Genomic DNA, 14068 nt, shown 5'->3' on the forward strand with positions numbered 1-14068 from the left:
CAAGGAGGCGGCCCGGTCAGTCGGGGAGGAAACTGAAGAGGGGTTAGAAGGTCGTCGTCACCGACATCCAAAGACGACGCGGCTCCTGATTGTTGGCGTATTCCGGCGAATAGGCGACCGGCGCGCCATAGGGAGCCAGACGGACGAAGTCCTTGTCGAACAGATTGTAGATGGCCGCATTGAGGGTCACGCGGTCATTGACTTCGTACGAGCCGCCGATGTGGAACAGCTCATAGGCCTTAAAGTCGCCCAGGGCGTCGCGGGCCGCGCCCTCGCCGCGCCAGCGTTCTGAGCGATACTCGCCGCGCAGCCAGGTCGACAGACGGTCGGTGGCCTGCCAGCGCAGCTGGGCGTTGATCATGTGCTCGGGCGTATCGGTCAGGGGGCGGCCGGCCTGCGCGCCGGTCTTCTGCTCGCTGTCGGTGTAGGTGTAGTTGCCGTGCAGGCTCCAGGCTTCGACGAAGCGCCAGCGGGCGACGACTTCCAGGCCCTGAGTCGTGGCCTCGTCGATGTTCACGCTCTGACCGAACTCCTTGATCGCCGACCAGAAGCCGACGTCGGCGCAACCCGTCTTGGAGTAGTCGCCGGCGTCGTATTGGGCCTGGGTCAGGCCGAAGGTGCAGTTGGCGATCGGCTGGCCCGAGGCGATCTTGTCCTCGAAGTCGTTGCGGAAGACGGTGGCGTTGGCGCGGAAGGTCGAGCCGTTGTCGAAATAGACGCCGAACTCATAGGCCACGCTGGTTTCCGGGGTCAGGCCGGGGCTGCCGATCAGCGGCAAAGCGCCCTGGCGGCCGAAGCCGTTGATGCCGGGGGTCAGCTGTTCCAGGCGCGGCGTCTTGTAGCCGCCGCTGACGCCGCCCTTCAGCGTCCACTGCTCATTGGCGTTCCACACCAGATAGGCGCGCGGGCTGACGTGGTCGCCGAAGCTGGAGTGGTCGTCGTAGCGGAGGCCGACGGTCAGGGCCAGGTCGTCGCGCAGCCGCCATTCGTCCTCGGCGAACAGGGCCCATTGCTCGAAGGTGAAGGCGCCGGCCGCCACGCCGTCGGTCATTTCGGCGTCCATGTACTGGCCGCCGACGGTGAAGGTGTGGTTGCGCCACTGGCTGTTCAGCTTGGTGTCGAACAGGGTGGTCGTGGTCTCCAGGGTGCGGTCGCCCCCGGCGCCGGGCACGCCGCGGGGGATGATGCGGCCGACCGTCTCGGTCTTGTTGTGCGACAGGGTGGATTCCAGCGTGCCGAAATCCAGGCGCCAATTGTGCGCCAGCAGGTACTGCTCGCGGTTGAATTCCAGGAAGTCCTTGTAGCCGCCCGCCACGGTGTTGGTGCCCATCTGGCCCTTGGCGTTGTCGTACCACTGGCCGGCGGCGTCGACGTCCAGCCACAGATCGTGGTCCGCGTTCGGCGTCAGGCTGAGGCGGGCGCCCAGGGTCCAGATCTCATAGGCGGTGGCGCTGCGGCCGAAGCCGGTGACGTCGACCTCGTTTCCGTTCACGTCGCGGTATTTCAGGTCGGACTGTTCGCGCTCGGACCAGGAGCCGCGCAGGGCCAGGCCCAGGCGGTCGGCGATCAGCGGACCCGACGCGTAGCCGTTGATCCCCCAGAAGTCGCCGAACTCGTCGTCGCCCTGCAGGGTGTAGTTGGCCGAGGCCGAGCCCGTCCAGGCGTCGCCGACCTTGCGGGTGATGATGTTGACGACCCCGCCCATCGCGTCCGAGCCGTAGAGGGTGGCGACCGGGCCGCGCACCACCTCAATGCGGTCGATGGCCGAGACCGGCGGCAGGAAGCTGTTGGCCGTTTCGCCGAAGCCGTTCGGGGTCACGCTGCCGGCCGTGTTCTGGCGGCGGCCGTCGATCAGGATCAGGGTGTAGTCCGAGCCCATGCCGCGAATGTTGATCGTCTGGCCGCCGGTCTTGCCGACGCCCGAACCCGTGTCGACGCCCTCGATGTTGTTCAGGATCTCGGCGATCGAGGCGGCGCGGATCTCTTGGATCTCCTCGCGCGGCAGGACGCTGATCGAGGCGGGCGCCTGGGTGATCTTCTGCTCGAAGCCCGAGGCGGTGACGACCACGTCGGCGACCTTGTGCGTCGGCTCCATCAGGTCCGCGGTCTCGTCAGCCAGGGCGGGCGCGCCGGCGCCCACAGTCATCAGAGCGGTGGCGGCCAGCAGGGACGAACGGCGGGACATGCGTGAAGGGGACATTCGGGGAGGGGCCTTTAAAATGAGAACGCCTCTCAACAGCGTTCGCATTCTCAACGCAATAGGGGTGTGCGAATAGGTCGCAATTGCGATCTCGTTTCGACATGTCTGGCGCGGGATGGCGGGCGGGCCTAAGAAGCGGTCATGGACCTCATCGACATTCTGATCCTGATCGCCGTGGCCGGCGTCGTCGTCACCCTGGGCTTCGGCCTCTACAACCTGAACAAGGGCGGGGAAGGCGCGAGCGTCCGCTCGAACAAGCTGATGCGGCTGCGCATCATCCTTCAGGCGGTGGCGGTGCTGCTGCTGATGGTCGGCATGTGGCTGAAGCGGACGCACGCGGGCTGAGGCGCGCACCAACAGGAACAGGGGAGGGCGCGTCATGGTGACGCTGAACAAGATCTACACCCGCACCGGCGACGCCGGGCAGACGCGGCTGGCCTCGGGCGCTCCGGTGTCCAAGACCGATGCGCGGGTCGAGGCCTATGGCGCGGTGGACGAACTGAACGCCGTCATCGGCGTGGCGCGCCTGAACAGCGGCCAGAACGACCGTATCGACGCCATGCTGGGCCGCATCCAGAACGAGCTGTTCGACCTGGGCGCCGATCTGGCCACGCCGATGGAGCCGGCGCCCAAGTGGGAGGCCCTGCGCATCATCGCCTCCCAGGTCGAGCGGCTGGAATCAGAGATCGACTGGATGAATGAGAGCCTCAAGCCGCTGGACAGCTTCATCCTGTCGGGCGGTTCGCCGTTGTCGGCGCATCTGCACCTGGCGCGCACCGTGTGCCGCCGGGCCGAGCGCGAGGCCGTGCGTCTGATGGAAGCGGGCGAGGTCGTGAACCCTGAGGCGGCGCGTTACCTCAACCGCCTGTCGGACCTGCTGTTCGTCGCCGCCCGCCGCGCCAATGCCAATGGCGCGGGCGATGTCCTGTGGCGGCCCGGCGCGACGCGCTGAGGCGCGGGCCTACTGCGACCGCAGGGCGTTCACCCGCTCGCGCTCGGCCTCGGTGGCGGCGGCGCGGGCGCGCTTCTGGGCGTTGACCTGATCTTCCAGGACCAGAAGCTCCTGATTGGCCTTGTTCGAGGCCTCGGCGCGCGTCGTGCCCGCCGGGCGGCCGGTGATGTCGGGGATGTAGATGGGCTGGGCGCAGATGCGCGTCTCCAGATCGTACCAATAGCCCTTGGCCGCGCAGCGTTCGCCCGGATCGACCCAGAAACGCTGCAGGATGAACACCCCCGCCAGCGTCACCGCGAACAGGCTGAAGAAGATGAAGCTGAGGCGCCGGATCGTCAGGAAGCGTTTCATGCTCGTCTCAATAGATCAAAAATGCGTCCGCGACACGACCGCAGTTCACGTAGCGTTACGTTGACAGGTCGGTTTCATCGGTCCAATCCCTCGACCGACATTTCGATGACCAAGTGGATAGGCTCATGAAGGTACTCGTCCCGGTGAAACGGGTGATCGACAGCAACGTCAAGGCTCGCGTGAAGGCGGACCAGACCGGCGTCGACCTGGCCAACGTCAAGATGAGCATGAACCCCTTCGACGAAATCGCCGTCGAAGAGGCCGTGCGTCTGAAGGAAGGCAAGGAACACCATGCCGCGGGCACGGCGACCGAGATCGTCGTCGTCTCCATCGGCGTGACCCAGGCGCAGGAAACCATCCGCACGGCCCTGGCCATGGGCGCAGATCGCGGCGTCCTGGTGCAGTCGGACACGGATCTGGAGCCGCTGGCCGTCGCCAAGGTGCTGAAGGCCGTGGTGGACGAAGAGAAGCCGGACCTGGTTCTGCTGGGCAAGCAGTCGATCGACGGCGACAACAACGCCGTGGGTCAGATGCTGGCCGCCCTGCTGGACTGGCCTCAGGCCACCTTCGCCGGCAAGCTGGCGATCGAAGGCGGCAAGGCTGTCGTCACCCGTGAAGTCGACGGCGGCCTGCAGACGGTCGCGGCCGAACTGCCGGCCGTGGTGTCGGTCGACCTGCGCCTGAACACGCCGCGCTATGCGTCGCTGCCCAACATCATGAAGGCCAAGAAGAAGGAGATCGCCATGAAGGCGGTCGCCGACTACGGCGTCGACACGGCGGACCGCCTCAAGGTGCTGAAGGTGACGGAGCCGCCGAAGCGTTCGGCGGGCGTCAAGGTCGCCGATGCGGCCGAACTGGTTTCCAAGCTCAAAGACGCAGGGGTTCTGTAATGGCCGTTCTCGTCATCGCCGACCACGACGGCTCGGTTGTTCGCGACACCACCCACAAGACCGTGACGGCCGCCCTGGCCCTGTCGTCGGACGTGGACGTTCTGGTGCTGGGCAAGGACGCTCAGGCCGTGGCTGACGCCGCCGCCAAGATCGCGGGCGTGCGCAAGGTGCTGCTGGCCGAAGGCGACGCCGTCGCCCACGGTCTGGCCGAGGCCGTCGAGGCCACCGTCCTGCCGCTGGCCGGGAACTACGACGCCATCCTGACCCCGGCTAACACCGACGGTAAGAATTTCGCGCCGCGCATCGCCGCCAAGCTGGACACGGCGCCGATCTCGGACATCGTGGAAGTCGTCTCGGCCGACACCTTCGTGCGTCCGATCTATGCGGGCAATGCGCTGGAGACGGTCCAGTCGGCCGACGCCAAGAAGGTCATCACCGTGCGCCCGACGGCCTTCGCCGCCGCCGCTGAAGGCGGATCGGCCTCGGTCGAGAGCGTCGCCGCCGGCGAAGCGCCCAAGACCGCCTTCGTGTCGGAAGAAATGGTCAAGTCGGACCGCCCCGAACTGGGCGCCGCCAAGATCGTCGTCTCGGGCGGCCGCGCCCTGGGCTCGGCTGAAGAATTCCACGCCGTCATGGACCCCCTGGCCGACAAGCTGGGCGCCGCCGTCGGCGCTTCGCGCGCGGCGGTCGACGCGGGCTACGCCCCCAACGACTATCAGGTCGGCCAGACCGGCAAGGTCGTGGCTCCGGCCCTCTACATCGCCATCGGCATCTCGGGCGCCATCCAGCACCTGGCCGGGATGAAGGACTCCAAGGTGATCGTTGCGATCAACAAGGACGCCGACGCCCCGATCTTCCAGGTCGCCGACTACGGCTGGGTCGCCGACTACAAGACCGCCGTGCCGGAACTGATGGCCGCCCTGGGTTAAGGGCCGTCACAGACTGAACAAGATGCGCGCCGGACGGGAGACTGTCCGGCGCGTTTTCTTTTTGTGCGCCTTCTGCCCGCTCATCCCGGCGGACGCCGGGATCCAGTAAGAGCCACGCGCTCAACTGTGGGGGTCCATCCAGACATCCAGCGCCGCGTCTGAAGCCAAAGCACTGGATCCCGGCGTCCGCCGGGATGAGCGGAGAGGGGTTGGCCAAAGCTGGTGGATCGGGCCAAACACCTCCCATGACCGCCCGCATTCCCGTCAAACTGACCCCGCGCGCCTCGGCCGACCGCATCGACGGCTGGGATGTCGACCCGGACGGCCGCCCGGTGCTGAAGGTCCGCGTCCGCGCCCAGCCGGTGGAGGGCGAGGCCAACGCCGCCCTGACCGCCTTCCTCGCCAAGGCCCTGGGCGTGCCCAAGCGCGATGTGGCGCTGGCGCGCGGCGGCCAGTCGCGGCTGAAGATGATCGAGGTCGACGGCCTGACCGACGCGGAGGTCCGCGCCCGCCTGCCTGCGGATTGAGCGCGCGCCTGACTTTGCCGAGAGCGGCGGCTTTTAGAGCTTTACCCTGACGGAAACTGGCGATTGTATACACGCCATTGTCTGCCCGCAGTTCGCGGGCGCGAGGGGGCTCGCCCATGTTGTTCAGTCGCCTGCGGGGTCCAAGCCTCGCTGTTCTCACCTGCGCGCTCGGCGCGCTCAGCCTGTCGGCCTGCGCCACGACCGGCGACGCCGCGCCCAAGACCGAGACGGCTTCCGCCGCGTCGTCCTCCAAGGACCGCACGATGGCGCCGGGTCTGGACGGCTGGGCCAATGCCGACCCCTATCCCTCGACCTATCGCGGCCTGCCGCGCCAGAACATGGCCATCGTCGGCGCGACGGTGCTGACCGGCGCCGGTCAGAAGATCGAGGGCGGCGTCGTCGTCGTCACCGACGGCCGCATCGCCGCCGTCGGCGGAGCGGACACCCCGGTCCCGGCGGGCCATCAGGTGGTGGACGCGCGCGGCCGCTTCGTCACGCCGGGCATCATCGACATCCACAGCCACCTGGGCGTCTATCCTTCGCCGGGCGTCATGGGGATGAGCGACGGCAACGAAGCCACTAACCCCAACACCGCCCAGGTCTGGTCCGAACACTCGATCTGGCCGCAGGATCCCGGCTTCAACACCGCCCGCGCGGGCGGGGTGACGACGATGCAGATCCTGCCCGGCTCGGCCAATCTGTTCGGCGGCCGCGGCGTGACCCTGCGCAATGTGCCGTCTGTCACCATGCAGGGGATGAAGTTCCCGAACGCTCCCTACGGCCTGAAGATGGCCTGCGGCGAGAACCCGTCGCGGGTCTATGGCTCGCGCAACCAGTCGCCGGCCACCGGCATGGGCAATGTCGCGGGCTATCGCGCCGGCTTCATCGCCGCGCGCGACTACAAGGCCAAGTGGGACAAGTGGCGCGAGGACGGCCAGGGGACGCCCCCGACCCGCAACCTGCAGCTCGAGACCTTGGCGGGCGTTCTGGACGGCTCGATCCTGATCCAGAACCACTGCTACCGCGCCGATGAAATGGCGGTCATGCTCGATGTGGCCAAGGAGTTCGGCTACAAGATCACCACCTTCCACCACGCGGTCGAGGCCTACAAGATCGCGCCGCTGCTGGCCCGTGAAGGCGTCTGCGCCGCCATGTGGACCGGCTGGTGGGGATTCAAGATGGAGGCCCTGGACGGCATCGAGGAGAACGCCGCCCTGACCGACGCGCCCGAGGGCTCGTGCGCCGTCATCCACTCGGACGACGCCGAACTGATCCAGCGCCTGAACCAGGAAGCCGCCGCCGCCCTGTCGGCCGGTCGCCGCGCCGGGATGAACATCTCCGAAGAGCACGCCATCAGCTGGATCACGCTGAATGCGGCCAGGTCTATCGGCATCGACAAGGAAACCGGCTCGCTCGAGAGCGGCAAGCGCGCCGACGTGGTGATCTGGAGCGCCGATCCCTTCTCGATCTACGCTCGCGCCGACCAGGTCTTCATCGACGGCGGCCTGGCCTTCGATCGCCAGAACCCCGCCTTCCAGCCCGTGTCCGATTTCGAACTGGGCCAGCCCGGCTTCGGCCAGGCCGCCGCCGGCGTCGCCCAGGGAGCTCGCTGAACCATGCGTATCAAAACTCTCCTCGCGGGCGCTGTCGCAGCCCTGGCCCTGACCGGCCCCGCCCTGGCTCAGGACGTCGCCATCACCGGCGGCCGGGTGCTGACCGGAACCTCGGTGATCGAGAACGGCACGGTGGTCATCCGCAACGGCAAGGTCGTTTCGGTCGGAACCGGCGGCGCCCCGGCCGGCCTGCGCGTCATCGACGCGCGCGGCAAGATCGTCACGCCGGGCTTCGTCGCCGTGGATTCCGGCCTGGCCGGGACCGAGGTCGGCTCGGTGCGCGGGACCAACGACCTGGCCAATCGCGCCAACACCCTGACCGCGGCCTTCGACCTGTCCTACGGCCTGGACCCCTGGTCCTTCACCCTGCCGGTGGCCCGTCTGGGCGGCGTCACCCGCGCCGTCGTCACGCCGCAGCACGGCGGCTCGGGCGGCGGGCACAGCCACGACGATTCCGACTTCGCCGGCGCGGGTCACGGCGGCTTCCAGTCGCCGGGCCTGTTCGCCGGCCAGGCGGCGGTCATCAAGCTGGGCGGCGCCGACATCCTGGTGAAGCCGCGCGTGGCCATGGTCGCGCCCTTCGGCGAGGCCGGGGCGACGGTGGCGGGCGGCGCCCGCGGCGCCGAGTTCGTCCTGTTCAAGGAGACCCTGGCCGAGGTTCGGGCCTACGCCCGGAACAAGGCGGCCTATGAGCGGGCCGACATGCGCGCTCTGTCTCTGTCTCGCGCCGATATGGAGGCCCTGATCCCGGTGGCGAACGGCGCCATGCCGTTGATCGTCACCGTCAACCGCGCCTCGGACATCCAGCAGGTGCTGCGTCTGGCGCGCGAGGAAGGCGTCAAGGTCATCCTGGACGGCGCCGCCGAAGGCTGGCTGGTGGCCGATGAGATCGCGGCGGCCAAGGTTCCGGTCATCCTGCACCCGACCACCAACCTGCCCTCGAACTTCGAGATGCGGGCGGCGCGGATGCAGAATGCGGCGGCCTTGAATGCGGCGGGCGTGGTCATCGCCATCAAGGGCAACGAGGGCTCGGCCCACCGTGCGCGCGACATCCGCTACAACGCGGGCAACGCCGTGTCGCACGGCCTGCCGTTCGCGGCGGCCATCCAGGCGATCACGGTCAATCCGGCCCGTATCTTCGGCTTCGACGGCCAGTTCGGCGAGCTGAAGGCCGGGGCCGCAGGCGACGTCGTGGTCTGGTCGGGCGATCCGCTGGAGCCGCTGAGCCAGCCCTCGGCCGTGCTGATCGACGGGGTGGAGCAACCGCTGCAGGCGCGCAACCTGCTGCTGCGCGACCGCTATCGCACCGGCGGCGAAGGGGCCATGCCGCCCGCCTACGGCGACTGAGGCTTCACAGTCTGAAGACGGAAGGGCGCCGCGGGAGACCGCGGCGCCCTTTTTCCTGCGCCTGGGGAAGGGGGCGGAGCCCCTACTGCGCCGTCAGTCCGCCGTCGATCTTGAACTCGGCCCCGGTCACGAACTTGGACTCGTCCGAGGCCAGATAGAGCACGCAATAGGCCACGTCGTCCGGTTCGCCGATGCGCTTCAGCGGAATGCCGCGCGCCAGCTTCTCGTGCGCGTTCGCCTCGTCTCCGCCCGCCATGGCGATGAAGGGATCGAGGATCGGCGTCTTGATGAAGACCGGGTGCACAGAGTTGGCGCGCACGTTCCACCCCGCCTTGGCCGCCTCCAGCGCCACCGTCTTGGTGTAGAGCCAGACCGCCGCCTTGGTGGCGTTATAGGCGCCCATGCCCGGCGCCGCCGCCAGCCCCGCGATCGAGGAGATGTTGACGATCGACCCCGCGCCCGAGGCTCTGAGCGGCGCCATGGCGTGTTTGCAGCCCAGCATGACGGACTCCAGGTTGACCGCCTGGACCTTGCGCCAGTGCTCCAGCGTGTCCTGCTCGGCCCACAAAAGCTGGCCGCCGATCCCGGCGTTGTTCACCAGGATGCTGAGCCCGCCCATGTCCTCGACCGCCGCGCCGACCACGCGGACCCAGTCGTCCTCGCGCGTGACGTCGTGCTCATAGGCGAAGGCCATGTCGGGGTGGTCGGCGTTGATCGCCTCGGCCAGGGCGCGGGCCCCGTTCAGGTCCAGGTCGCTGAGCGCCACTCTAGCGCCCTCGCGGACCAGCATCCGGGCCATGGCCTGGCCCAGCCCCCCTGCGGCGCCGGTGATCAGCGCCGTCTTGCCTGCGACGCGCCCGCCCGTCACTCGACCAGACCCTTGACCGCCTCGTCGATGAAGCGGGCCATCGCCACGTCGCGCTCCGTCACCCCGTCGGCGTCATGGGTGGTCAGCAGCACCTCGACGCGGTTGTAGACGTTGGACCATTCAGGATGATGGTCGACCTTATCGGCCAAGAGGGCGATGCGGGTCATGAAGCCGAAGGCGGCGTTGAAATCGGCGAAGCGCAGGGTGCGCGCGATGGCCGGGCGCGGATCGTCGGCGCGGCGCCAGTCGGGCAGGCCCGCCAGAACTTCGGTCACGTCGAGGGCGGCGGTCATGGGCGTCTCCTTGGATTTTGTTCAGGCGTATCGCGCGCTCCGTGACGCGACAAGCGGCAAGCCTGCGTCAGATGGCGCCATCATGCGACGCTTCCCCGGATGACGGCGGCGACGGGAGGCGTTACACCGCCATCCATGACCCAGGCCGATCCCTCCTCCGACGCTTCCGGCAAGACCTCCTCCTTCGGCTTCCGTGACGTGGACGCCAAGGAAAAGGTGCAGATGGTGCGCGGCGTGTTCAACTCCGTCGCCTCCAACTACGACCTGATGAACGACCTGATGAGCGCGGGCGTCCACCGCATCTGGAAGGACGCGACGGCGGCCAAGCTGAACGTCCGGCCGGGCGAGGTGGTGCTGGACATGGCCGGCGGCACCGGCGACATGGCTCGCCGCTATTCGAAGATGGCCCGCGCGGCCCAGGACCGGCGCGGCGGCGAGGACGCCACCGTCATCGTTATGGACTACAACGCCGAGATGATCCTGAACGGCGTGGCCAAGGGCGGCGAGCCGGAGATGGCCTGGAGCGTCGGCGACGCCATGCACCTGCCGCTGCCGGACGCCTGCCTGGACGCCTATTCGATCAGCTTCGGCATCCGCAATGTGGCCGACATTCCGCAGGCCCTGCGCGAGGCGCGCCGCGCGCTGAAGCCGGGCGGCCGCTTCATCTGTCTGGAGTTCTCGCGGCCCACGACGGGCGCGCTGAGGAAGGCCTATGACGCCTGGTCTTTCCACGCCATTCCGCGCATCGGCCAACTGGTCGCCAAGGACCGCGACAGCTACCAGTATCTGGTCGAGAGCATCCGCCGCTTCCCCGATCAGCAGACCTTCAAGCGGATGATCGAGGAGGCGGGCTTCAGCCGCGTCAGCGTCACCAATCTGTCGGGCGGGATCGCCGCCATCCACCATGGGTGGGCGATCTGAGCCGGCTGACCTTCAACGCCCCGCCGCCGACGCCGCAGGCCCAGCCGGTCCGCCATCCGGTGGGCGCGGCCCTGCGCATGGTGCGCTGGGGCTGGGTGCTGGCGCGCCACGACGCCCTGATCCCGCGCGAGGCCAACCCCCTGCTGCCCGCCTGGGGCCGCCCGTTCGCCCGCCTGATCCAGCTGTTCGCCAGCCGCAAGCACCGCGCCGGGCGACCGGGACAGCGCGTCGGTCAGGCGTTCGAGCATCTGGGGCCGGTCGCCATCAAACTGGGTCAGGTTCTGGCCACGCGCGCCGACATCTTCGGTCTGCAGTTCGCGCAGGATCTGGGTCGGCTGAAGGACAAGCTGCCGCCCTTCCCGCTGGAAGAGGCCAAGCGCGAGATCGAACGTTCGCTGGGCCGTCCGGCCGAGAGCCTGTTCATCGATCTGGCCGAGCCGATGGGCGCGGCGTCTCTGGCGCAGGCGCATCCGGCATGGCTGGCGGACGGGCGCAAGGTGGCGGTCAAGGTGCTGCGCCCCGGCGTCGAGCGCCGCGTGGCCCAGGGGCTGGACGCCATGCGGCTGGGGGCCAAGCTGGTCGACCGCTTCGTCGAGCCGGCCCGTCGGCTGGAGCCGCGCGCCTTCGTCGAGATCATCGCCCAGTCGCTGCAGCTTGAGCTGGACATGCGGCTGGAGGCGGCCGCCGCCTCCGAACTGGCCGAGGTCATGGCCAAGGACGGCTATATGTCCGCCCCCGCCGTGGTCTGGGACGGGGTGGGCAAGCGGGTGCTGACGCTGGAGTGGGCGCCCGGCCTGCCGATGACGGACCCGGCCCTGGTCGATCTGCCCGGCCTCGACAAGGACGCCCTGGCCGACAAGGTGGTGCGCGCCTTCCTGGTTCAGGCGCTGGACCACGGCGTCTTCCACGCCGACCTGCACGAGGGCAATCTGTTCGCCGACGCCCCTGCACAGCTGACGGCCATCGACTTCGGCATCGTCGGGCGGCTGGGCCCGGCCGAGCGACGCTATCTGGCCGAGATCCTGTGGGGCTTCATCAGCCGCGACTACGACCGCATCAGCCGCGTCCATTTCGAGGCCGGATACGTGCCGCCGCACCATTCGGTCGACACCTTCGCCCAGGCCCTGCGCGCGGTCGGCGAGCCGGTGATCGGCCGCCAGGCCAGCCAGGTGTCGATGGGCCGCCTGCTGGGCCAGCTGTTCGAGATCACCGCCCTGTTCGACATGCATATGCGCCCCGAACTGGTGCTGCTGCAGAAGACCATGGTCTCGGTCGAGGGGGTGGCGCGCCGCCTGAACCCCGATCACGATCTGTGGGAGGCCGCCAAGCCGGTGGTCGAGCGCTGGATCAAGCGCGAACTGGGCCCGCAGGCCCAGATCAAGGAGACGGTCGAGGAGGCGATGGCCGCTCTCAGGGCCCTGTCGCGTCTGGTGCAGAACCCGCCGTCGTCTCAGACGTTGGTGATCGAGAAGGCCGGAACGCGGCCCTGGGTGGTCGCCGCCGTCACCGTCGCAGTCTGCGCGTCGGCGGCCGCCTTGGTGCTGACGCTTTGGCCGATGATCGTCGCCTGACGTTTCTTCGGAGCCTGCGTTTCATGAAGACCTCTTCCTTCGCCCTCGTCCTGTCGGGCGCCCTCCTGCTGGCCGCCCCGGCGCTGGCCCAGACCGCCGCTCCGAGCCGGGCGCCGGCTCAGGGCGCGGCTGCGGCGACCCTGCCCGACGCCTTCGAGGGAGACGCGCCCGCCGCTTCGACGGCGCCCGCGTCGCCGCCGATCGCCGGTCCCGCCGCCCAGGCGCCCGACATCGCCCGCTCGGAAGAGGCCCTGCGCCGGGTCATCGCCGCCTTCCAGACCAATCAGATCGACTATTCGGTGTTCAGCACCGACATGGCCGAGCAGATCCGCGCCCAGTCCGGCGCGGTGGCGCCCCTGATTCAGCAGTTCGGCGCGCTGAAGACGATCGAGCATCGCGGCCAGCAGAGCGGCGCCGACATGTTCCGCGTGGTGTTCGAGAAGCAGGCCACCGACTGGGTCATCGCCTTCGACGACCAGGACCAGATCGCGGCCCTGCTGTTCCGTCCGGCACAGGACTGAGGGCGCTCTCCGCACAGCCCTCCTCCCCCATCCCTTCGCCGTCATCCTCGGGCTTGACCCGAGGATCCAGCTATTCGCGCGCCCGACCTCGGAAACAGGAGCGCGACGCCGCCTCTGATCCTCGGGTCAAGCCCGAGGATGACGGAGGGGGGTGGAAACCTAATCCAGCGACGGCTTGCCGCGCCCGCTCTTGATCGAAGAGCGGCTGGATTTGGCCTGCAGCCGACGCTCCTTGGACGCCCGCGTCGGCCGGGTCGGCACGCGATAGACCGGCTTGATCGAGGCCTCGGCCACCATGGCCTCCAGCCGTTCGATGGCGTCCGCCTTGTTGCGCTCCTGGGTGCGGAAGCGAACGGCGCTGATGACGATCACCCCGTCCAGCGTCAGGCGGCTGCCCGCCAGCTTCATCAGCCGCGCCTTCACCGGCTCGGTCAGGCTGGGCGAGTTCTTCACGTCGAACCGCATCTGCACGGCGGTCGAAACCTTGTTGACGTTCTGGCCGCCCGGACCGCCGGCGCGGAAGAAGCGGAACTCCAGCTCGTCTTCAGGAATACGGCTCATGACGCGTCTCTGCGCGCCCGCACCACGGCCGCGTCCAGCGCCTGCAGGAAGCGCGAGCGGTCGGCGGCCGAGAAGGGCGGCGGCCCGCTGGTCGGCACGCCCATGGAGCGCAGGTGTTCGCCGATCATCCGCCCGGCCAGAGCCGAGCCGATGGAGTCCGCCGTGAAGGGCTGGCCATTCGACTTCAGCGCCTGCGCGCCGGATTTCAGCACCCGGTCGGCCAGCGGAATGTCGGCGGTGATGACGATGTCGCCGCGCTGGGCGCGCTCGGCGATCCAGTCGTCGGCGACATCCGGCCCGGCGTCGACGACCACCTGTTCGATCAGCGGCTCGCGCGGCGTGTTGATCCAGGCGTTGGACACCACGAAGACCTTCAGCCCGCAGCGGCGCGCCACGCGATAGACCTCCTCCTTCACGGGGCAGGCGTCGGCGTCGATGTAGAGGGTGGTGGCCATGACAGGCTTATGGCGCCTTTTCCTCCCCATTTCATGGGGAGGGGGACCACGAAGTGGTGGAGGGGCCAG

The 14068-nt window shown here is 68.7% G+C and carries 16 protein-coding genes; 10 read left to right on the forward strand and 6 right to left on the reverse strand.

Going from position 1 to position 14068, the window contains the following annotated elements:
• Positions 1 to 43: 43 nt before the first annotated feature.
• Positions 44 to 2185, reverse strand: coding sequence for a TonB-dependent receptor domain-containing protein (locus ACU5AP_RS04080; RefSeq protein WP_446680818.1), 2142 nt, complete (start codon positions 2183 to 2185; stop codon positions 44 to 46).
• 156 nt (positions 2186 to 2341) lie between these two features.
• On the opposite strand from ACU5AP_RS04080, the gene ACU5AP_RS04085 reads away from it, so the two are divergent.
• The gene (locus ACU5AP_RS04085; protein ID WP_076222851.1) at positions 2342 to 2545 is read left to right on the forward strand and encodes a twin transmembrane helix small protein; all 204 of its coding nucleotides are present in this window, start codon (positions 2342 to 2344) and stop codon (positions 2543 to 2545) included.
• A 34-nt stretch (positions 2546 to 2579) separates the two neighbouring features.
• On the forward strand, positions 2580 to 3152 hold the full coding sequence (locus ACU5AP_RS04090; RefSeq protein WP_128718940.1) for a cob(I)yrinic acid a,c-diamide adenosyltransferase: 573 nt from the start codon (positions 2580 to 2582) through the stop codon (positions 3150 to 3152).
• A gap of 9 nt (positions 3153 to 3161) precedes the next feature.
• Here the strand turns inward: ACU5AP_RS04090 and ACU5AP_RS04095 are convergent, their stop codons facing one another.
• Positions 3162 to 3503 (reverse strand): hypothetical protein, encoded by a 342-nt coding sequence (locus ACU5AP_RS04095; protein ID WP_076222848.1) that lies wholly within the window; start codon positions 3501 to 3503, stop codon positions 3162 to 3164.
• 125 nt (positions 3504 to 3628) lie between these two features.
• On the opposite strand from ACU5AP_RS04095, the gene ACU5AP_RS04100 reads away from it, so the two are divergent.
• The 5 genes from ACU5AP_RS04100 (at position 3629) to ACU5AP_RS04120 (ending at position 8809) form a co-directional block, all read left to right on the forward strand.
• Positions 3629 to 4393 carry an electron transfer flavoprotein subunit beta/FixA family protein gene (locus ACU5AP_RS04100; RefSeq protein WP_046652441.1) on the forward strand — a complete coding sequence of 255 codons (765 nt, stop codon included), beginning with the start codon at positions 3629 to 3631 and terminating at the stop codon, positions 4391 to 4393.
• Positions 4393 to 5322 (forward strand): electron transfer flavoprotein subunit alpha/FixB family protein, encoded by a 930-nt coding sequence (locus ACU5AP_RS04105; protein WP_440229724.1) that lies wholly within the window; start codon positions 4393 to 4395, stop codon positions 5320 to 5322. Before ACU5AP_RS04100 ends, ACU5AP_RS04105 begins: the two co-directional genes overlap by 1 nt.
• A 245-nt stretch (positions 5323 to 5567) precedes the next feature.
• Positions 5568 to 5849 (forward strand): DUF167 family protein, encoded by a 282-nt coding sequence (locus ACU5AP_RS04110; protein ID WP_003166274.1) that lies wholly within the window; start codon positions 5568 to 5570, stop codon positions 5847 to 5849.
• A gap of 116 nt (positions 5850 to 5965) precedes the next feature.
• Positions 5966 to 7462 (forward strand): amidohydrolase, encoded by a 1497-nt coding sequence (locus ACU5AP_RS04115; protein ID WP_396489318.1) that lies wholly within the window; start codon positions 5966 to 5968, stop codon positions 7460 to 7462.
• A 3-nt stretch (positions 7463 to 7465) separates the two neighbouring features.
• Positions 7466 to 8809 carry an amidohydrolase family protein gene (locus ACU5AP_RS04120; protein ID WP_046652436.1) on the forward strand — a complete coding sequence of 448 codons (1344 nt, stop codon included), beginning with the start codon at positions 7466 to 7468 and terminating at the stop codon, positions 8807 to 8809.
• Between the two features lie 82 nt (positions 8810 to 8891).
• Here ACU5AP_RS04120 and ACU5AP_RS04125 read toward each other — a convergent pair whose 3' ends face one another.
• Positions 8892 to 9677 carry an SDR family oxidoreductase gene (locus ACU5AP_RS04125; RefSeq protein WP_446680819.1) on the reverse strand — a complete coding sequence of 262 codons (786 nt, stop codon included), beginning with the start codon at positions 9675 to 9677 and terminating at the stop codon, positions 8892 to 8894.
• Positions 9674 to 9970 (reverse strand): 4a-hydroxytetrahydrobiopterin dehydratase, encoded by a 297-nt coding sequence (locus ACU5AP_RS04130; RefSeq protein ID WP_446680820.1) that lies wholly within the window; start codon positions 9968 to 9970, stop codon positions 9674 to 9676. The genes ACU5AP_RS04125 and ACU5AP_RS04130 overlap by 4 nt, the downstream gene beginning before the upstream one ends.
• Positions 9971 to 10105: 135 nt before the next feature.
• Between ACU5AP_RS04130 and ACU5AP_RS04135 the strand changes: the two genes are divergently transcribed.
• The 3 genes from ACU5AP_RS04135 to ACU5AP_RS04145 are packed head-to-tail and all read left to right on the forward strand — an operon-like array spanning position 10106 to position 12983.
• On the forward strand, positions 10106 to 10891 hold the full coding sequence (locus ACU5AP_RS04135; protein ID WP_446680821.1) for a class I SAM-dependent methyltransferase: 786 nt from the start codon (positions 10106 to 10108) through the stop codon (positions 10889 to 10891).
• On the forward strand, positions 10879 to 12462 hold the full coding sequence (gene ubiB, locus ACU5AP_RS04140; protein ID WP_312293706.1) for a 2-polyprenylphenol 6-hydroxylase: 1584 nt from the start codon (positions 10879 to 10881) through the stop codon (positions 12460 to 12462). Before ACU5AP_RS04135 ends, ubiB begins: the two co-directional genes overlap by 13 nt.
• A 23-nt stretch (positions 12463 to 12485) precedes the next feature.
• Positions 12486 to 12983 carry a hypothetical protein gene (locus tag ACU5AP_RS04145; protein WP_128718936.1) on the forward strand — a complete coding sequence of 166 codons (498 nt, stop codon included), beginning with the start codon at positions 12486 to 12488 and terminating at the stop codon, positions 12981 to 12983.
• Positions 12984 to 13142: 159 nt separating this feature from the next.
• On the opposite strand, the gene arfB is transcribed toward ACU5AP_RS04145, so the two are convergent.
• Both arfB and ACU5AP_RS04155 read right to left on the reverse strand, forming a co-directional pair.
• Entirely contained in the window at positions 13143 to 13544 is a 402-nt protein-coding gene (gene arfB / locus ACU5AP_RS04150) for an alternative ribosome rescue aminoacyl-tRNA hydrolase ArfB (protein WP_125900405.1), read from the reverse strand.
• The gene (locus ACU5AP_RS04155; RefSeq protein ID WP_076222843.1) at positions 13541 to 13999 is read right to left on the reverse strand and encodes a YaiI/YqxD family protein; all 459 of its coding nucleotides are present in this window, start codon (positions 13997 to 13999) and stop codon (positions 13541 to 13543) included. Before ACU5AP_RS04155 ends, arfB begins: the two co-directional genes overlap by 4 nt.
• Positions 14000 to 14068: the final 69 nt, after the last annotated feature.

The organism is Brevundimonas sp. RM1 (genome assembly GCF_052907225.1).